Below are 19,667 nucleotides of genomic sequence, written 5' to 3'. Positions count from 1 at the left end.
GTCATGAATAGTCTTTCATAACAAAACATTATGTGCGTCACAGGTTGCGGGACAGGCTGCCGTTCAGGGGGTATAATCCTGAAGTCGATAGCTGTTCCCCTGGGGGCATTCACATGGAATTTCCTAGCATGAAACTGGGTTCTGGGCAAAGAAAAGCGCCAAAAAATCACCACCTGGACGTGTATTTTCTGTAAAGATTACGTTTCTTTTGTGGTCTTTGGCGCTTGGCGCTTTTCTGCCTGCTGCGACCGGGGGGGTGCTCGGGTGTTGCCGGGGTGCTACTCGGCGGCTTGATCCAGCTGGGTGACCTTGTTGAGGTGCTGCATCAGATCGTCGCGCAGCTCGGGGCGCGACAGGGCAAAGGAGACCGTTGCCTGCAAGAACCCCGCCTTGGAACCGCAGTCAAAGCGCTCGCCCTTGAAGCGAAAGCCATGGGTGGGCACCTGGGCGGCGATATCCTCGGCGATGGCATCGGTGAGCTGGATCTCGCCGCCGGCGCCCGATTTCATCTTGTTGAGATTGCGCAGCACCGAAGGCGCCAGGATGTAGCGGCCGATCACCGCCAGGTTTGACGGCGCCTCGGCGGGGTTGGGCTTTTCCACCATGCCGCGGGCGGCAACCACCGCGCCGGACATCTGCGCGCCGTCGCAGGGATCCAGCACCCCATAAGAGGCGGTCTGCGCGGGCGCCACCTCCATGGTGGCGACCATATTGCCGCCGATCTCCTCATAGGCTTCGACCATCTGCTGCAGGCAGGGTTTTTCCGCCGCAATGACATCGTCGGGCAGGATCACGGCAAAGGGTTCATTGGCAATCAGGCGGCGGGCGCACCAGACCGCATGGCCCAGCCCCAGGGCCTTGTGCTGGCGGATATAGGCGATGGCGCCGCTGTCCATATAGGTGTCCTTGAGGATCCCCAGCAGGTCATCCTTGCCCTTTTTGCGCAGCTCCTGTTCCAGCACCGGGGCGTGATCAAAATAATCCTCCAGCGCCCCCTTGCCGCGCGAGGTGACAAAGATGAATTCCTTGATGCCCGCCGCCCGGGCCTCGTCGATGGCGTATTGCACCAGGGGGCGGTCCACCAGGGTCATGATTTCCTTGGGCACCGATTTGGTCGCGGGCAGGAACCGGGTCCCCAGACCTGCAACCGGGAAAATCGCTTTTGTTACTTTTTTGCGCATCGGAAATCCTGAAACATGAAAGAGTGAAACACGACTGGTGACGCCGTTTTTGCTGCCCTGCACCTTAGCCGCGCCGGAAGAGATTTCCTATGGTCTGAAACACCAGATCAAAATCAAAGCACATGTTCTGATGCCGCTGGTAGATCAGATCCAGCCGCGCCTTGGCGGGGATGCAGATCCGGGAATAGACCGCATCGGTTTCTGCCGCGGTGCTGCAGCGGGCCAACAGGCGGGCCTCGTGTTTGTGATAGGCAATCGAGGCCAGCCCGGTGACGCCGGGGCGTGATTTCAGCACCTGGGCGTAGATCTCGGGGTTGGCCTCGACATAGTGGCGCAGCGGCGGGCGCGGGCCAACAAAGGAGAGATCGCCTTTGAGAATGTTCCACAGCTGCGGAAATTCATCCAGCCGCTTGGCGCGCAGCCAGGCGCCGGTCTGGGTGATGCGGGCGCTCTTGTCGCCGCCCGAGACCCCGGCGTCCTCGGCGACCACCGTCATGGTGCGCAGCTTCCACAGCTGGAAACTGCGGGTCGGCGTGGTCATGCGCTCGGCCAGGTAAAACACCGGGCGGCCCTCTTTGCACAGCAGCCAGATCAGGATCATCAGCAGGATTGGCCCCAGGATCACAATCAGCAGGGAGACAAAAAACAGATCAAAAAGACGTTTGTGCCAGGTCATTTGTACCAAGTCATTTGTGTGTACCAAGTCATCAGCTGTGGGGCTCCTTGGGGGGTTTCTGATCTGTAGAGTGATGCGGTCCGGCTGTCAAAACAGGCTCTATCTTGGTCCATTCTGCCAGAATCTGCGGCGCCTCGGCCGGGGCCAGCGCGGCGCTGCCGCGCAGCACATGCTGCAGGCGGCGCAGATCCAGCTCGACCTCGGCAATGGCCGCCCCCGGCGCCGGGCGCCAGGCAAAGGGCAGATCGGCGGCGCGCAGCAGCGCCGCCATTTCCAGCGGCACGGGCTGGGCCAGGTTCAGCGCCGGAGGCAGGTCGGCGGCGGCCACCAGTGCGGCCAATATCCGGGCCAGGGTCTGGGGGCCGATATAGCTGCGCCGGGGGCTGCGGCCATCGGCAAACTGATCCAGGCAAAACCCCGGCTGCCATCCGCCCAGGATCGCATCCAGCCCGGCGATATTGCCGATGCGCAGCGCGGTGACCGGCACGCCCAGCTGCTGCCCCAGGGCCCGCGCCTGGTGCTCCATCTCGACCTTGGCGACCCCATAGGCATTGGCGGGTTTGAGCGGGCTGTCTTCGCCGAGCAGCCCCGGCTGATTGCCATAGACCGCCGCCGAAGAGGCGAGCAGCACCCGGGCGGCAGGCGCTCCTGACAGGTCCGCCGCCCCCGCCGCCGCCTGCACCGCAGCTGTGGCCAGGCGGCTGTTATCGCCCAGATCGGTGCCGCGCCCCGGAACACTGCCAGCCAGACAGAGCACCACCTCGGCGCCGCAGAGCAGCTCTGTCAGGCGCTGAGGCTCGGCCAGGGGATCCAGCAGGCAGGCTGCGGCAGGTGCGGGCTGCGCTATCGGCTGGACTGTCGGCTGCACTGTCGGCAGCGCTCCGAGCCCGCGGCGGCTTTGCCAGAAGATTTGGGCCTGGATTTGGGCCGGGATATGGGAGGGGGAGACAATCCCGGGCCAGCAGTGGCGCAGCACTGTGCCGATCCGCCCCGAGGCCCCTAGAACAACTGTGACCGGAAAGCCCATATATCGCCTCTGTTTGCGTGAAACGCGCCGTGCTGTTGACGCGCCGTGCAAGCCCAGTATCTTGCGGTCAGCAAAAATCAAGACCATTCCTGAAAAGAGCCTCCATGCGCCTGTCTATTCTTCTGTTCGCTGCTGCCAGCCTGTTTTTGTTGCCAGCGGCCTGCGGGCGGTTGCCCAGTGGCGGCCCTGCCAGCGAAGACATCGTCAGGCAGTCTGCGGATCTGGATGCAAATTTTGCGCTGTATTCCGTCAATCGCGCCTTTTTGCCAACGGTGGCGCAGTGGCCGGCCACAGGCAAGCAGGAGCGGCTGAACTGGCTCGGCGCCAGCAATGGCGCCAAGACCCAGATCATCCAGCCCGGCGACAAGCTGACGCTGCGGATCTGGGACAGCAGCGATAATTCCCTGCTCACCTCGGTTGAACAAAAGATGGTGCAGCTGCAGGACGTCCGGGTGGCGGCCAATGGCACCATCTTCATGCCCTATGTGGGCAATGTGAACGTGCTGGGGATGACGCCGGATCTGGCGCGGGAAAAACTGCAGGACGAGCTGGAGTCGATTGTGCCCTCGGCCCAGCTGCAGCTGGATATGGCCGAGGGGCGCAACAACTCGGTTGATCTGGTCAGTGGCGTTGCCAATCCCGGCACCTATCCGATGCCCAACCGCAACTTTTCGGTGATGGGGCTGATCTCGATGGGCGGCGGCATTGGCCCCCATCTCAACAACCCGCAGATCCGTCTGGTCCGGGGCCGCACCATCTATGGCACCTCGGTGGATAATCTGCTGAACCATCCGCAGCTTGATACCCTGCTGCGCGGCGGCGACCGGGTCTTTGTCGAAGAGGATGAGCGCTATTTCCTCTCCTTTGGTGCCACCGGCAAGGAAGATCTGCATATCTTCAGCAAGGATGAGCTTTCGGCGATGGACGCGATGTCGATCTCTGGCGGTTTTCAGGACGGGCGTGCCGATCCGCAGGGGCTTTTGGTGCTGCGCGAATATGGCCCCGAGGCCGTGGCACCGGGGGTGCGCGGTCCGCGCCAGACCCGGGTGGTCTTTACTCTGGACCTGACCTCGGCTGATGGGCTGTTTTCGGCCCGCCAGTTCCAGATCAACCCCGGAGATCTGGTGATTGCAACAGAATCGCCGATCAATGATGCGCTCACCATCTCCAATATCATCGGTAACTTCTTTGGCGTCTTCAGTCGCGCCGGTCTTCTGTGATCCGCAGGGCCATGGCAGGCCCTGACAGGGCGCTGACATGGCGGTCCGATCCGGCCTCGGAGCCTCGGCGCGGTCGCAGGACAAGGGAACAGGACAAGGGAAAACGTCTCCGGCGGCAACAAACGGCAAGAAATTGCTTAAGATTTTGCGCGTTTTCCTCTAATATCGCGCCAGTTTAGTCAGATCCTGCGGCGCGACCTGGTCGAGAGACCTCAGCTGAAGCGCTTTACCATGTTCCAGATAAGGCCCTTTTGACGATGTCCTATTCAGTAAGATCCCCGGATTACAGTCAGGATTACAGACTGGCCCGCAAACTGACGGCCCGGCTGGGGGCGACATTTGGCCCGCTTCTTGGTCGGGGGCTTGGCCTGTTGCTTGGTCTGGTTCTGCTGCCCCTGGCGGCGACGGCCATGACCGTGGATCCGGTGCAGCAGAGCAATTCAAACGCGGTCTGGTTTGAAAACTGGTCCGGCCTCAGCAATGCGACGCTGGTTGTTGCCGCCCCAAATGGCAAAGTCACCGAGGTCTTTGCCGCCTCCGGCACCCCCGTTTATGAATTGAACCGGGGAGAGGTGCAGGATGGTATTTACCGATACGAGTTAAAAGCCGCCACGCAGGAGATGGTTGAAATCGTCAATCCAATCGACAATGGCCGGGGGGAGACCCCCAGCTCCAAGGCCAAGGCGTTTTATATGACCGGGTTCTTCACGGTGTCTCGCGGGGTGATCATCATCCCGGAAGAGATCCGCGAAGACTGAACCCTCCCCCAATAGTCGACAGGCAGGGACACCTGCGGTGCATAAAAGGAATTATCATGACAGTTTCATTTCAGCGGAGCCTGATTGCAGGCGTTAGCTCTCTGGGTCTGATGGCCGGGGTGGCGCAGGCGGATCAGGTCATCACTGACGACCTGATCGTGCAAAACAGCCTCTGCGTCGGGTTCGATTGCACCAATGGCGAAAGCTTTGGCTTTGACACCCTCCGCCTGAAGGAAAACAACCTGCGGATCCGCGCCATGGATACCTCCAATTCCGGCAGTTTCCCAAGCCGTGACTGGCAGCTGACCTTCAACGAGACGGCAAACGGCGGGCAGGACAAGTTCTCCATCGATGATATCGATGGCGGTCGCACCCCCTTTACCATCGAAGCCAATGCACCGTCGCATTCGCTCTATACGGATGACGGCGGCCGCATTGGCTTTGGCACCAGCACTCCGGTGGTCGAGCTGCATGTGGTGGATGGGGATTCCCCAACCCTGCGTCTTGAGCAGGACGGCTCCTCCGGCTTTACCCCGCAGACCTGGGATATCGCCAGCAACGAGGCCAATTTCTTTGTGCGCGATGCCACCAATGGCAGCCGCATGCCCCTTAGGATCCAGCCTTCGGCGCCATCCAATGCGCTCTTTATCGAGTCGACTGGGGAGATCGGCCTGGGCACCGCATCCCCCAATGCCAAACTGCATATCGCAAGCGGCGATATTAATGTGGCAAGCGGCGATATTAATGTCACCGCTGGCGTCTCGACGGGCGGCAATCTGAATGTCACCGGCAACGGGACGACGGGCGGCACGCTCACGGTTTCCAATGCTGGGACCACCTCGTTGATCATGTCTGACAGCAGTGACCCCGGTCCCGATTTGAAAATGGTCCTGGGTGGCGGCACCTTCCGTCTGTCTTTTGATGGCACCGGCGATGCCGAATTGCTGCTGGACCAGGCCGGCAATGTCACTATTCCCGGCCATCTGATCACCACCGGCGGTGGCGGCGTCTGTACTGCGGCCGACCCCTGTGACGCGGTCTTTGACCCCGAGATCTATCAGGTGCCCTCGATCGAGGATCACGCCGCCGATATGTGGGCCAACAAACACCTGCCAGCGGTTGGTCCGACCGGCCCGACCATCCCGGTCAATATCTCGCAAAAGATGCTGCGGATGCTGAACGAGCTGGAAACCGCACATATCTATATCGAACAGCTGAACACCCGGATTTCAGAGCTGGAAACCCGCCTGAACGAGGGCTGATCTGAGCCTGAAGCAGGCTTGATCCGGGTACACAAGCAGGGCGCCCCCTCCTTTGTGCCCGGTGTCCTCCCCTGTCCTTCTGGCCTCCTGTCTGCTTTGGGCAGGGCGCCAGACCCGGGATACCCCCCAATCCCCCGCGCGCGCCTTCAAAAGCGCGCGTTTCGCACCGCGGCTCAAGTCGTCGCTTGGCACCGGCTCTTGTGGGCTTTAGCCTTGGCGGCACAGGCATAAGCACAGGTACAGATCGCGGCGTGGTTGCATGCCGCCGCCATCCGCAACGATGAACATCAAAGAGAGATCCCATGAGCGCAAATCCCCAGCCTGACACCTCTGACCGGGGGGTCATCGCGGCGCTGCACAGGCAGCTTGGCATTCGTTTTGGCACCCGCTTTGTCCTGATGCTGCTGCTTCTGGCTCTGCTCTGTGTGCTGTTCTGGACCGGCTCGCGCTATCCGGCGCTGAATGAAAAGCTGATGATGTCGGGGGCAATCCAGCTGGAAGACCCGCTGAGCTTTGAGGCAAAATACCCGCTGACCGAGGCGATGAGCATCCCGGAGAGGGTGTTTTATTCAACCCTGAACTGGATCAATACCAATAAGAAGGGGATGACATTTGGCATCCTCTTTGCCGCCGGCTTTATGACAACACTTGGCTATCTGCGCCGCCGCAGCCTGCAGGGCGGCTTTGCCAATTCCGTGCTGGGGCTGTTTCTCGGTGCCCCCCTGGGGGTCTGTGCCAATTGCGCCGCGCCGATTGGCCGCGGGCTTTATGCCTCGGGGATGCGGGCCGAGACGGCGCTGTCGGCCATGGTGGCCTCGCCCAGTTTGAACTTTGTGGTGCTGACCATGCTGCTGGCGCTGGTGCCGTTTTATATGGTGGTGATCAAGGTGGCGCTGTCGCTGGTGATCATCCTCGCGGTGGTGCCGCTGATCTGCCGCCTGCTGCCCTCCGCCGACCCGTCAGAGAATCCGCAACAGGCAGAGGTCACCGGATCGGTGCCGCCAAGCTGGAGCGCCGCCGAACTGGCGGCAGGTAATCTGGAGACGGGCAATCTGAAAGCGGGTGACATCCACCGCGAAGGGCTGATCCGCGCCTTCTGGGAGGTGATCAAGGCCTATCTGAGCAATCTTTGGTATATTGTGCGGATGACAGTGCCGCTGATGCTGGCGGCGGGATTCCTCGGCGCCCTGGTGGGCACATTGCTGCCCTCGGCGATGATTACCACCCTGCCCTTTGGCCTGGGGGTGCTGCTGCTGGTGGCCCTGGTGGGGCTGTTCATGCCGGTGCCGATCGGCTTTGACGTGGTGATGTGTGGGGTGTTGATCGCCAGCGGGCTGGCGCAGGGCTATGTCATGGCGCTGTTGATGACCCTGGGCAGTTTTTCGATCTATTCCTTCTTTATCATCCACCAGATGCTGGGGCTGCGCACCGCCGCCCTGCTGGCGGCGGCCATTGCCAGCCTTGGCATTCTGGCCGGCGCCGGGGCGCAGAGCTATCACAACTGGCAAAGCCAGCGCGCCCTGGAGATGCTGTTGCAAAGCGCGGCACCACAGGCGGTTCAGCCCGCCCCGGCAGACAGCCTGTTCTGGAGCGCCGCCCAGGCGGCAACCCTGGATGCCGCAGGCCTGGAGGCGGCTGCGCTGCCGCAGGTGACCAGCGAGGATGCGGCGGCGATCCAGATCACCGCCACGGCTTTTGCGCCGCGCTCAGCGGCAGCTAAAACCCTGTTCACCCGCGCCGAGGCCAGTGAATTTGGCATTGATAAACCGCTGGAATTCTCCATGCGCGATATGTGGCCGCCCTTCTGGGAGGGGCGCAGCCTGTCCTCGGGCGATATCGACGGCGATGGCGACATCGACCTGGCCGTGGCCTCCACCGAGGCGGGGCTGTATCTTTATACCAACGACGGCCAGGGGCAGTTTTCCCGGGTGGATCTGGATCTTGGGCCGCTGGCGGATCTGCATGTGTTTAATGCGGTGCTGGTGGATATCGACAATGACGGCTGGCTGGATCTGTTCCTGGCCAGCTACCTCAAGGGCAATTTCTGGTGGCGCAACCATGCCGGTGCCTTTGGCGCCACGCCGCTCAGCCCGGTGCAAAACCAGGCCGAGACACCGCTTTCCATGGCGCTGAGCTTTGCCGATCTGGATGGCGATGGCTATCTCGATCTTGGCCTCGGCAACTGGGCGGCGGGCTGGTACCGGCGCATTCCGGGCGAGGAATCGCGCAACCGGGTGGTGTTTAACCCGGATGGGGCGCTGAGCGGTCAGAGCTTTCGCGACCTGCCCGGTATTCCCGGCGAGACCCTGTCGCTGCTGTTCAGCGATTTTGACGGTGACGGCGCCCAGGATCTGATTGTCGGCAATGATTTTGACATCCCCGATTACTTTTACCGCGGCGATGGCGCCGGGGGCTTGCAGATGGTGACCCAGCCCGAGGGGCTGATCCCCCATACCACCACCACCACCATGGCGGTCAAGGTGGCGGACCTGTTTAATGATGGGCGCTCCGAGATCTATCTGGCACAGATTGCCGGGCGCTCCTCCGGGGTCTCCAAGCGGCTGAAGATGCAGCCGCTGGCGCTCTATTGCGATGCCATCCAGGACACCCAGGCCCGCGCCACCTGCCAGCAGAACATGGCGATCAAGGACTGGTACAAATCCGGCAACAGATTTGATCCTTCTTATGCCGGGCGCTGCCAGACGCTGACAGATCGCAACCGGGAGGTGTGCAAGGCGATGCTGATCAAGGATCTGGCCATTCAAAAGCGCGACGCCAGCCTCTGTACGCTGATCCCGGCGTCGCAGGTGGTGCCGCGCGCCTATTGTGATGTGCATTTCAAACCCAGCCGTCCCCCCCTGGCCGAAGAAATTGCCCTCAGCCATCCGCAGATCCTGCGGGCCAATGTGCTGCTGGACTGGCAGGGCACGGCCTATGCGGATACGGCGGCGGCCCGCGGGCTTGAGGTCGGCGGCTGGAGCTGGGACACCAAGGTGGCGGATTTTGACCAGGACGGCTGGCAGGATCTCTATATTGTCAATGGCACCTGGGTGCCCAATGAGGTCTCGCCCTCCAATCTGTTCTTTCACAACACGGGCGACGGCAGCTTCCGCGAGGCCTCGGGCGAGATGGGGCTGGAGGATTACCTGATGACCGCCTCCGCCACCCAGTTTGATATGGATGGCGATGGCGATCTTGATCTGCTGGCGCATCCGGTCAATGGCCCGCTGACCCTGTGGCGCAACAATGGCCAGCAGCCGGGGCTGGCGGTGCAGCTGGAAGATCAGCGGGGCAACCGCGCCGCCATTGGCGCCCGTGTCACCCTGGAAATGGCGCCGGGATCGGACATGGGGGCCACCCAGACCCGCGAGATCCAGCTCGGCGGCGGCTTCATGAGCTTTGATGCGGCGCGCGTCCATTTTGGCCTCGGCCAGAGCGGCGCGGCCCAGGGGCTGCACATCCGCTGGCCCGATGGGGCCGAGGCCCACCTGCAGGGGCCGCTGTTGCCGGGGCAGCTTTATCACATTCGCCGCCAGCCGGCAGAGTGAGGGGCCCAAAAGGAACCGCGCGCGACGCCCGCCTGTAGACGCCCGCCTGTAAAAGGCCCGGGGTTTAAATACCCTGGGTCAAATAATCCGGCTCAAATACCCTGGGTCACATAGCCCGCCGCAGAGGGGCGCCGCGCCGTATTTTGACCGCATCTTGCCGGTGCTGGCGGCTGTAGGAAGGCCCCTTTTGGGGGGCAATTTCTGCGCATATTACGCAACCAGAGCGGTTTTTACTGGCGCCATCAGCGGAAACTGGCCAATCTGCGACAGTTGTCGAAAAACTTTCTCTTTTGAAAATGCGCCATTGCTGCCGGGCGCGCCACCGCCCTAGGTTGCCGCAACCCTGTAAGCTGCCGCGTGCAGGGGGAACGTGCATTTTGAAGACCTCTCATATTTCCGGGATTACCCATGACCGATCTGCTGCGCCGCTTTTCACATCTGCTTCTTGCCTGGGGTCTCATTGTGTTGCCAGGCCTGTCCATGGCCAGCCCTGCGGTGCCCAGCTTCTCGGCGCAGTTTTCTCCGGACGCGATGAACTCTGGCAATGTGACGACGCTGAGTTTCACCATCAGCAATAACAGCGGCTCCCCGGCGCAGGATCTGGCCTTTAGCGGCACCCTGCCCACAGGGGTCACCATTGCCGCCGGCAGCCAAAGCAATACCTGCAGCAACAGCAATCTGACGGCCACAGCCGGCGGCACCAGCATCAGCTTCAGCGGCGGACGTCTGGGCAATGGGTCCAGCTGTCTGGTTGCCTTGCCTGTCACCTCCAGCACGGTGGGCACCCATGTCTTTACCAGTGGTGATCTGACCTCTGATCTGGGCAATAGCGGCACCGCCACAGATAATCTGACGGTCAATGCCGCCGCCGCCAATTTCAGCAAATCCCTGAGCCAGAGCACCGTCACACGGGGCAATACAACCGTGCTGACCTATGACATGACCGTCACGGTGGCCCCCAATCCCGGCTCGCCGAGCCTGGATTTCTTTTACTACACCACGCCCTCGTTTAGTGAGACCCTGCCTGCCGGGCTGACCTTCAGCAGCCCGCTGCAGGCGACCACAGACTGTGGCGGCACCGTGGATCTGGATAGCGAGGCTGGCACCATTGATTTTGCCGGTCCTACCTTTGAAGCCAGCGGCACCTGCCGTGTGACCCTGGGGCTGCAGGCCGTCACCAGCGGCAGCTATGTCCTCAGCAACAGCGTTACCTTTAGCAACAATATTCCCGGCACGACCAGCGAAACCGCTGCTGTGACCCTGACCGTTCCGGCGCCGCCAACAGCCGGGCTGGATCTGCTGAAAAGCTTTGATCTCAGCCAGGTCGCCCCAGGTGGCAGCGTCACCTTGACATTTGATCTGACCAATCTGGACACGGTTGACAGCGCCACCGATATCGCGCTGAGCGATGATCTGGACGCGATGTTGACCGGCCTGGTGGCCAGCAGCCTGCCAACCGATCCCTGTGGCAGCGGCTCCAGCCTCAGCGGCAGCTCCACCCTGATCCTGTCAGGCGGCACCCTGGCGGCGCGCAGCAGCTGTAGCTTTGATGTCACCCTGACGGTGCCCGGCGGCGCCACGCCCGGTTCTTATAACAATACCACCAGTGCGGTGACGGCAAATTATGGCGGCACGCCCTATACCGGCCCCAGCGCCAGCAGCAGCCTGACAATCGCCGACCCGGATCTGACCGCGCCCAGCCTGACAAAATCCTATACCACCGATCCGGTGGCCCCCGGCGACACCGTCACTCTTGAATACGCCCTGACCAACAGCAGCACCACCGAGGCCGCCAGCGCCATCGGCTTTTCCGAGAGCTTTGATGACCTCTCCGGGCTGACCATCGCCAGTGGCACAGGCTCGGTCTGTGGCGGCACCATGAGCCAGACCAGCGCGAGCCCCGTGATCCTGACCTTCTCTGGGGGGGCCTTGGCGACAGGGGCCAGCTGTACCATCCCGCTGGTGCTGCAGATCCCTGCCGAGACGACACCCGGCGACTATGCGGGCAGCACCAGCCTGCTGACCGCTGTCATGGGCGGCAGCGGTGTCAGCGGCCCTGCTGCCAGCGATACCCTGCAGGTTGAGGGCGGCGCCAATCTCACCTTTGTCCAGAATTTCAGCGAAGACCGTGTGGGAGCGGGAGATACCGCAACCCTGACCTTTACCATCACCAGCGCGGCGGAATCCCCCAATACCGCCACTGGTCTGGCCTTCAGCGATGATCTGAGCAGCTTTCTGTCCGGCGCCACCCTTGCCATTACCAGCAACAGCTGCGGCGGCAGCGCGGCACTCTCTGCCGGCGATACCCTGCTGAACTACACCGGCGGCACATTGGCCCCCGGTGCCAGCTGTAGCCTGGTGACCACCGTGTCGATCCCCGGCAGCGTCTCCAACGGCACCTATAGCAATACCACCAGCACCCTGACCGGCACCGCCGGTGGCGAATCCCTGGTGGTGCCCGCCAGCAGCGACAGCCTGCAGGTTCTGGAAGGCGCGCCTCTGGAAGTCTCCAAGAGCCTTGTTCCCAGCGCCGCCCTGCCTGGTGAAACCATCACCCTGACCTATACGCTGACCAATCCGGATCCGACCCTGGGCTATACTTCGGTGTTTTTCACCGAGTCCTACTCCTCTGCCCTGTCCTCGCTGGCTATCGTTCCGGCCTCGCTGCCCGCCGGAGGGTTCTGTGGCGGCAGCGGCAGCGCCAGCGGTACAACCTCTGGCCTGTTTTCGTCGATCGAAGTCCCTGCCAATGGCAGCTGCGTCTTTTCCGTTGATCTGCTGGTGCCCGCCGGGGCCTCGGATGGGTCTTATGCCTTGATCAGTTCCAATGTCACCGGCACGCTGAACGGCACCTCCGTGACCCTGCCGACCATGAACGACACGCTGACAGTGCAAGGCGCGGCGCTCTCGCTGGTCAAATCCTATGCCACCACAGCAACAGCGCCGGGTGATACGGTCACCACACAATATACCCTCACCAATCTGAGCAGCAGCCATGCCATCGACAGCATTGTGTTCTCCGATGATCTGGATGCGCAGCTCTCTGGCTTGACCTCCAGTGCCGGCGCCCTGTCGAATATCTGCGGCACAGGCTCTGCCCTCAGCGGCACCTCGACCCTCAGCTTTAGCGGTGGTACTCTGGCGGCGGGAGCCAGCTGTAGTTTTGATATCACCCAGGTGGTTCCCGCAGGCGCCAGCGCCAATACCTATGTCGGTGCCACCGGAACGCCCAGCGGTATGAGCAGTGGCATAGCTGTCAGCGGCACTGTGGCCGCGGCCAATCTCACCGTCTCCAGCACCTCCCTGCCCAGCTTCAGCAAGAGCTTTGCCGATCCGGCCCTGGCGGCAGGCGGCAGCACCACGCTGACCTATGTGATTACCAATACCGACCCCAGCGCCAGCCTCACCGCGCTGCGCTTTAGCGATGATCTGGATGCGGTGCTGAGCGGCCTTGTGGTCAGCGCAGGCACTGGCAGCGATCTGTGTGGCAGCGGCTCCAGCGTTTCGGGCACTGGCCTGATTACGCTGACTGGGGGCGAGCTGGCCCCCAGTGCCAGCTGCACCATCGCGCTGACCGTCTCCCTGCCCGGCTCGGCCTCCTCCGGCAGCTACAGCAGTACCTCCGGCGACCTCTCTGCCGGCGGCAGCTTTGCCGCCAGTGGCGCCACGGGCAGTTTTTCGGTGGAGCCGGCACCGGGCTTTGCCCAGGCCCTGTCACCTGCACCCATTGCCCAGGGCGGGGTCACCACCGCCACCTTTACCATCGACAACAGCGCCTCTGCCCTGGCGGCCAGCAGTCTGGATGTCAGCAATACCCTGCCCGCAGGTCTGGTGGTGGCGCCAACGCCCAATGCCGGTGTCACCTGTACGGGGGGCACCGCCACGGCTGTGCCGGGCGGGTCGGTGATCTCATATACCGGCGGCAGCGTCGCTGCCGGCGCCAGCTGTACCATCTCCCTGGATCTGCGTGCGACCGCGGTTGGCACCCTGGTCAATACCACCGGCGATCTGACCTCCAGCCTGGGCAATTCCGGGACCGCAACACAGAGCCTGACCGTCAGCGCCGCACCGCTGCCCGGTTTTACCAAAAGCTTTACCAGCAGCAGCGCCACCCTGGGGGTAAGCACCACGCTCAGCTTTGCCATCGACAACAGCAGCGCCCTGATCGAAGCCACGGCGCTGGATTTCACCGATACCCTGCCCGCCGGCATGGTGGTGGCCAGCCCGGCAAATGCCAGTGTCACCTGCAGCGGTGGCAGCCTGACCGCCCTGGCCGGCAGTGGCACCATCAGCTATACCGGCGGCGCTGTTGCAGCCAGCAGCGGCTGTGGTCTCAGCGTTGATGTCATCGCCAGCACCAGCGGCACCCTGGTCAATACCACCGGCGATCTGACCTCCAGCCTGGGCAATTCCGGCCCCGCCTCAGCCAGCCTCAAGCTGCCAACACTGAGTTTTGACAGCCCGCTGGCCGGCGATGATATCGTCAATGCCGTCGAGGCCCCCGCCACCCCCATCTCCGGCACCACCACATTGATCGAAACCGGCCGCAGCGTCAGCGTCACCGTGACCGACAGCGCCAGTGGCACGGCCAGTGGCAGCGCCAGTGTCAACGCTGGCGTCTGGACCCTGGCCATTGACCTCAGCGGTCTCAGCGATGGCCCGCTGAGCCTGACCGCCGATGTCTCGGATGCGGCAGGCACGCCAACGCCACAGGCCAGCGCCAGCCTCACCCTGGACACCGACAAACCCTCTGTCAGCTTTGACAGCCCCCTGGCCGGCGATAACATCGTTGCCGCCACAGAGGCCGGTGCGCTGACCATTTCCGGCAGCGCCTCTGGTCTGGAAGACGGCCGCAGCGTCAGCGTCATTGTCACCGACAGCGCCACGGCCAGCGTCTCTGGCAGCGCAAATGTCAGCAGCAATACCTGGAGCCTGGTGGTGGACCTGAGCACCCTCAGCGATGGCGCTCTCAGCCTGACGGCGGATGCCAGCGACAGCGTTGGCAATCCGGTGGACCAGGCCAGCACCAGTTTGACCCTGGATCTCAATGCGCCCAGCGGCTACAGCGCCAGCTTTGATCAGGATCCGGTCACTCTCAGCACTGAAACCGCGCTCAGCTTTACCTTTGCCAGCGCCGAGGTTGGCAGCCAATACGCCTATACCATCTCTTCGGATGGCGGCGGCACGGATGTCACCGGCAGCGGCACCATTGCCAGTGCCAGCGATCAGATCACCGGTATTGATGTCTCCGGGCTGGGCGATGGCACGCTGACGCTTGCAGTCATCCTGACCGACAGCGCCAGCCAGGCGGGCACCGCCGCCACCGATACCACCAGCAAGGACACCAGCCAGGCCAGCGCCACCCTGAGCGGCCCGACAACGGCCCAAAGCAGCGCCTTTAGCGTTGATCTTGTGTTTGGCAAAGCGGTGACCGGCCTGGTCGATACCGCCTTTGTGATCGACGGCGGCAGCGCCTCGGCGCTGACCGGCAGCGGTACCACCTACAGCTTTACCGTGACCCCGGATCACGATGGCACCATCACCATCTCGCTGCCCGCCGGCAGTGCGCAGGATGGCATTGGCAATGGCAACCTGGACAGCAATAGTCTCACCGTTGCGGCGGATCTGACCGGCACCCCCGATCCCACCCCGCCCGCCGATGCGGATGGCGATGGCGTCCCCGATTACCTGGAAAGCAGCTCTGCTGACCGCGATGGCGACGGTATTGTCGACAGCGCCGATTATGATCCGCAGGGCTATTTCTACTGCGAAGACGATGGCCGTATTCTGTCCGGCGGCGGGATCACCGTCACCGGCCCGAGTGGCTCCAACAGCACGGTCGGGATCTCCAACAACATCAATATCGTACGCGATGGCTCCACCGGGGAATACCAGTGGTTCGCCCTGGTGCCCGGCAGCTATAGCGTCGCCTACAGCTACCCCTCGACCGGGGTTGCCAGCACCACGCGCCTGTCGTCCGGCACCCTGGATGTGACCTCACTCCTGCCGGCCAACCCGGCGGTTCTGGGCTCGACCGAAGTGGGCTCCACCGGGGTTCTGGCCTCTGGCTCGCTGGCCGCCAACCCCAGTTTCTATGATACCTTTGTGATCGAGGCGGGCGACCCGGATGTGCTGGCCAACAATATCCCGATGACCAATTGCCAGGTGATCGAGGTCAGCGTCAGCGCCAGCGACAATGGCGCCGAGGCCAATGGCGCCATCCCCGACAGCGCCGGCTTTACCATCAGCCAGAGCCTGGCCACCGCCCAGGACAGCGTCATCAGCTACAGCCTGACCGGCACCGCCACCTCGGGCAGCGATTACACCGCGCCCAGCGGCAGCGTCACCATCCTGGCCGGCGACACCACGGCCCAGGTTGATCTGCCGGTGCTCGAAGACGGGCTGATCGAGGGGGCTGAGACCATCACCCTGACCCTCACCGCTGTGACCACGGCAAGCCCCGGGGTGGCGCTTTCGGCCACCACCGCGGACCTGAGCGGCGCTGCCACCATCAATGATGATGACTTTGCCACCATTGCGGTGACCAATACCGATCTCACCGCCGCCGAGGGCGGCAGCGATACCGCCTCGATGTCCTTTGTGTTGATGGGTCAGCCGACCCAGGATGTCTTGCTGAGCTTTGCCGGCGATGCCCAGTGTAGTGTCTCGCCAGCCCAGGCGACCTTTACCAGCGTCACTTACGCCAGCGCCCAGGTCCTGACCATCACCGCCATCGACGACGCCATTGTCGAGGGGCCGCACAGCTGTCAGCCCACGGTCACGGTGACCTCCGCCGATACCTCGTTTAACGGCTTTGGCCTCACCCTGGCGCAGGTCACCGTGACGGATGATCTGATCGACCAGATCCGCGCGCCGCTGACCGAGATCCTGAAAAACGATCTTGAAGACACCCTGGGCAGCCAGCAGCGTCACTTCAGCGGCATCGCCAAGGGGGCGCTGGCGCGGCTGCAGGCGGGTGAAGCCGGGCTGGGCTGTGGCACTCTGGCCAGCTTTGACGTGGATGGCAGCATCAACACCCAGGGCGGCACCGGCGGCAGCGACGGCACCTTTGGCTATGATGTCTACAATTGTGGCACCGGCAGCCGGGATATCCTGGCGGGCAGCTTTAGCCTGACCCGCACGGAGAACATCGGCACCCAGGCGCTGGTCCAGTTCTCTCGCCAGCGCGAGCGCTTCCTGTCAGAAAGTGATCTGCGCGGCAGATTCTGGGGCGGCTATCTCAGCCGGACCAATGTGACCGGGCTGGCAGATGGTGCGATCCACGGCTTTGGCGTCAATGGTGGCCTTTATGGTGCCCGGCAGCTCGGCACAGGCCTGTTCCTGGATTACTACGCCGCCGGCGGCTTTGGTCATCACCGCTTTGATCTCAGCTTTGCCAATGCGGGCGGCACCATCCAGGCGGATGGCAGCTATGACTATGCCGCGGCCTATGCCGGGGTCGCCCTGTCGGGGCGGCATCAGCGGGACAAGCTGCTGATCATCCCACGGGTCGGGCTGGATCTGGCCTATGCGCTGGCCGGGGATGCCGATGTCACCGCGACCCAACTGGGACTGACCAGCACCGGCAGCATTGATATCCCCAATTACAACGGCGGCCGCTTCTTTGCCGAGGTGGAGATCGCCGGGCTGGGCAGCCAGCAGGGTGATGATCCGCGCTCTGTCTTTGCCCAGATGTCGCTGACCCCCCGGGTGATCTGCGAGATGTCCTCTTATGACAGCAGTCTGGGCTGTGGCCTGGGGCTGAGCTTTAGCCGCGAGGTCTTTAACCCGATGACCGGGCTGAGCTACAGCTTTGAGATCGACTATGAAAATGTCGATGAAACCGACCGGGTGAGCGTTGATTTCCACCGCGAGCGGCGCTTTGCCAATGAGCGCGGCTCCATTGTCACCCGCCTGTCGATGCCCAGCTCTGACGCCTTCAAGATCGAACATGGGCTGCGCCTCGACTTCTGATCGCCGCCGCAGACAGACATAAAACAGCCGCGCCTGATCAGGCGCGGCTGTTTCATTTGGATCGCTCTCAGCGTGACAGTCCGGGCCCAGTGCCAGACCCCCAAGTCAGACCCCAGTGCCAGACCCCCAAGCCAGGCCCGCCCAAAGTCAGGACCAGATCTCTGTGCCCAACCTCTGTGCCCGGCCTCAGCGCTGTGCCGTGCTGCTCCAGCTTTGGGCGCGCTGCTGCGCCTCCAGGATCTGCGCCGCCGGGATCTGCGCCGCCAGGCTGGCGGCCAGCGCCGGGGCCTCGGGCTGACCGGCGGCAATGGCCAGCACCAGCCACATATAGGCCAACATATAGTCCTGCGGCAGCAGCCGGCCTTCCACATAGAGCAGCGCCAGATTGCCCATCGCCGCCGCCTGCCCCGCCTGAGCCGCCGCCTGCAGCAGCTGCACCGCCTGCAGCTGCGCCCCGCGCCCCGCGCCGCTTTCGGGCTGCAGGATCAGCCAGGCCAGCTGGAACTGCGCCGCCGGATCTCCCGATTGCGCCCGGTTTTGCAGCGCGCCGATCCCGGCGGCGCTGAGATCCGGCGCTCCCAGATCCGCGGCATAAAGCGCACCGGGACGTTTGCTGTTGATCAGCGCCGCGCCGCCGCGGCCCAGATCTGCCGCCTGACGGTACAGCTGCTGCGCCCGGGTCTCGTCCAGCGCCACCCCAAAGCCGTTTTCATACAGCGTGCCCAGATTGTTCAGCGCCACCGCCAGCCCCCGGTTGGCGGCGGCCTGGAACAGCTGTGCGGCGCGCCCGTAGTCCTGGGCCACCCCCTCACCGCGCACGTAGATCAGGCCCAGATTGTTCAGGGCGCGGGCATGGCCCGCTGCGGCCGGCGCCTCATAAAGCTGGCGGGCGCGGTCCAGATCCTGCGCCACCCCGATGCCGTTTTGATACAGCACCCCAAGGCTGACACCGGCATCGCCATGCCCCAGATCCGCGGCCCGCTGATACAGCCGCGCCGCCCGGGCTGGATCGGCCAGCGGCGGCGGCGCCTGTTCCAGAAAATTGGCCAATTGAAACAGCGGCTCGGCACTGCCCGACTGGGCGGCCAGCTGCAGCCAGTGCAGGGCCTGTTTGCGATCCTGTGCCACCCCCAGGCCATAGAGATAGATCTGCCCCAACTGGCTTTGGGCCTCGACAACGCCCTGATCTGCCGCCCGGCGAAACCACTGCGCCGCCGCCGCATAGTCCTGCAGCACGGTCTCGCCGCGGTGCAGATAGCGGCCCAGCTGATACTGCGCCTGGGCATTGCCGGCCTCGGCCTGGGCCCGTAGCGGTTGCAACGCCTGTGCACTCTTGGCCGGTTCCCCCTGCGGGGCCTGTCCTGCCTGCTGAGCCTGTCCTGCCTGCTGAGCCTGGGCCTCGGGGATCAAAACGCCCGCACCCAGTATAATCGCAGCCCCCCTCAAAAGAGCCCGTGACAGCCCCAACCGCCGGGGCTGCGCGATGCCACCCGCCCCGGTCATTCTGTCACCACGCCGGGGGCTGTACCGGGAGCCACACTGGGGGCCACATTGGGGGCTGTACTGGGCAGGACATTGGGCTTGGCCGCCGCAAAGAACTGCCGGGCCAGCGTCTGGGCCTCGGCCACCTGTTCAGGGGTCATCAGATCCGCCACCACGGCGCGCATCTCAAGGGCGGCAGAGCTGCCCCCCGCCGCCGCCACATTGAGCCATTTATGCGCCTGCACATAGTCCTGCTGCACCCCGTCGCCCTGAATATAAAGCCGCCCCAGATCATGCTGGGCCTGCACCTCCCCGGCCGCGGCGGCCTTGGTCAGCCAGGGCGCTGCAGCCGCGGCCTCACCGCGGGTCAGCAGCAGCTGCCCAAAGGCCGCCTGCGCCGGGCGAAGCCCCGCTACGGCCTGGGCGCGCAGCCAGTCGCCTGCCGCTGCAACAGCCTCGGCGCCCTGTTCCTGCTGCCCGTCCTGGCTATCTTGGCCAGCCTCATCCTCTTGGCCAGCCTGCTCCGCCACGGCCATCAC

Annotated in this window: 9 protein-coding genes and 1 pseudogene; 5 read left to right on the top strand and 5 right to left on the bottom strand. The window is 63.5% G+C overall.

Features of this window, described 5'->3' with window-relative positions; translation table 11 throughout:
- Positions 1-278 precede the first annotated feature (278 nt).
- From ARCT_RS0103595 to ARCT_RS25220, 3 genes are all read right to left on the bottom strand, one after another.
- Positions 279-1,181, bottom strand: a complete 903-nt coding sequence (locus tag ARCT_RS0103595) for a UTP--glucose-1-phosphate uridylyltransferase (RefSeq protein WP_027238855.1) — start codon at positions 1,179-1,181, stop codon at positions 279-281.
- Between the two features lie 64 nt (positions 1,182-1,245).
- Complete coding sequence (locus ARCT_RS0103590; RefSeq protein ID WP_027238854.1) at positions 1,246-1,857, bottom strand: sugar transferase; 612 nt, start codon at positions 1,855-1,857, stop codon at positions 1,246-1,248.
- A gap of 31 nt (positions 1,858-1,888) precedes the next feature.
- The gene (locus ARCT_RS25220) at positions 1,889-2,725 is read right to left on the bottom strand and encodes an NAD-dependent epimerase/dehydratase family protein (RefSeq protein WP_240476225.1); all 837 of its coding nucleotides are present in this window, start codon (positions 2,723-2,725) and stop codon (positions 1,889-1,891) included.
- A 263-nt stretch (positions 2,726-2,988) separates the two neighbouring features.
- Between ARCT_RS25220 and ARCT_RS0103580 the strand changes: the two genes are divergently transcribed.
- From ARCT_RS0103580 to ARCT_RS0103560, 5 genes are all read left to right on the top strand, one after another.
- The gene (locus ARCT_RS0103580) at positions 2,989-4,104 is read left to right on the top strand and encodes a polysaccharide biosynthesis/export family protein (RefSeq protein WP_027238853.1); all 1,116 of its coding nucleotides are present in this window, start codon (positions 2,989-2,991) and stop codon (positions 4,102-4,104) included.
- A 257-nt stretch (positions 4,105-4,361) separates the two neighbouring features.
- Entirely contained in the window at positions 4,362-4,862 is a 501-nt protein-coding gene (locus ARCT_RS0103575) for a hypothetical protein (protein WP_027238852.1), read from the top strand.
- Between the two features lie 56 nt (positions 4,863-4,918).
- Positions 4,919-6,124, top strand: coding sequence for a hypothetical protein (locus ARCT_RS26920; protein WP_051360513.1), 1,206 nt, complete (start codon positions 4,919-4,921; stop codon positions 6,122-6,124).
- Between the two features lie 302 nt (positions 6,125-6,426).
- The gene (locus ARCT_RS0103565) at positions 6,427-9,672 is read left to right on the top strand and encodes an FG-GAP-like repeat-containing protein (protein ID WP_084300697.1); all 3,246 of its coding nucleotides are present in this window, start codon (positions 6,427-6,429) and stop codon (positions 9,670-9,672) included.
- 408 nt (positions 9,673-10,080) lie between these two features.
- The gene (locus tag ARCT_RS0103560; RefSeq protein WP_027238850.1) at positions 10,081-17,646 is read left to right on the top strand and encodes a DUF7933 domain-containing protein; all 7,566 of its coding nucleotides are present in this window, start codon (positions 10,081-10,083) and stop codon (positions 17,644-17,646) included.
- A 186-nt stretch (positions 17,647-17,832) separates the two neighbouring features.
- Here the strand turns inward: ARCT_RS0103560 and ARCT_RS26915 are convergent, their stop codons facing one another.
- Together ARCT_RS26915 and ARCT_RS28195 are read right to left on the bottom strand one after the other, a co-directional pair.
- Entirely contained in the window at positions 17,833-19,149 is a 1,317-nt protein-coding gene (locus ARCT_RS26915; RefSeq protein WP_051360512.1) for an SEL1-like repeat protein, read from the bottom strand.
- Positions 19,146-19,667: pseudogene (locus ARCT_RS28195) on the bottom strand (sel1 repeat family protein); the annotation flags it as partial. The gene ARCT_RS26915 and the pseudogene ARCT_RS28195, both read right to left, overlap by 4 nt.

Source organism: Pseudophaeobacter arcticus DSM 23566 (genome assembly GCF_000473205.1).
GTDB lineage: Bacteria > Pseudomonadota > Alphaproteobacteria > Rhodobacterales > Rhodobacteraceae > Pseudophaeobacter > Pseudophaeobacter arcticus.
Note: the sequence above shows the minus strand (reverse complement) of the source record. Positions and strands in the feature narration are given on the sequence as shown.

Bases quoted from the DNA above. Each gene is read 5' to 3' on its own strand.
- ARCT_RS0103595 (WP_027238855.1), bottom strand. From the start codon at position 1,181: ATGCGCAAAAAAGTAACAAAAGCGATTTTCCCGGTTGCAGGTCTGGGG.
- ARCT_RS0103590 (WP_027238854.1), bottom strand. From the start codon at position 1,857: ATGACCTGGCACAAACGTCTTTTTGATCTGTTTTTTGTCTCCCTGCTG.
- ARCT_RS0103580 (WP_027238853.1), top strand. From the start codon at position 2,989: ATGCGCCTGTCTATTCTTCTGTTCGCTGCTGCCAGCCTGTTTTTGTTG.
- ARCT_RS0103575 (WP_027238852.1), top strand. From the start codon at position 4,362: ATGTCCTATTCAGTAAGATCCCCGGATTACAGTCAGGATTACAGACTG.
- ARCT_RS26920 (WP_051360513.1), top strand. From the start codon at position 4,919: ATGACAGTTTCATTTCAGCGGAGCCTGATTGCAGGCGTTAGCTCTCTG.
- ARCT_RS0103565 (WP_084300697.1), top strand. From the start codon at position 6,427: ATGAGCGCAAATCCCCAGCCTGACACCTCTGACCGGGGGGTCATCGCG.
- ARCT_RS0103560 (WP_027238850.1), top strand. From the start codon at position 10,081: ATGACCGATCTGCTGCGCCGCTTTTCACATCTGCTTCTTGCCTGGGGT.
- ARCT_RS26915 (WP_051360512.1), bottom strand. From the start codon at position 19,149: ATGACCGGGGCGGGTGGCATCGCGCAGCCCCGGCGGTTGGGGCTGTCA.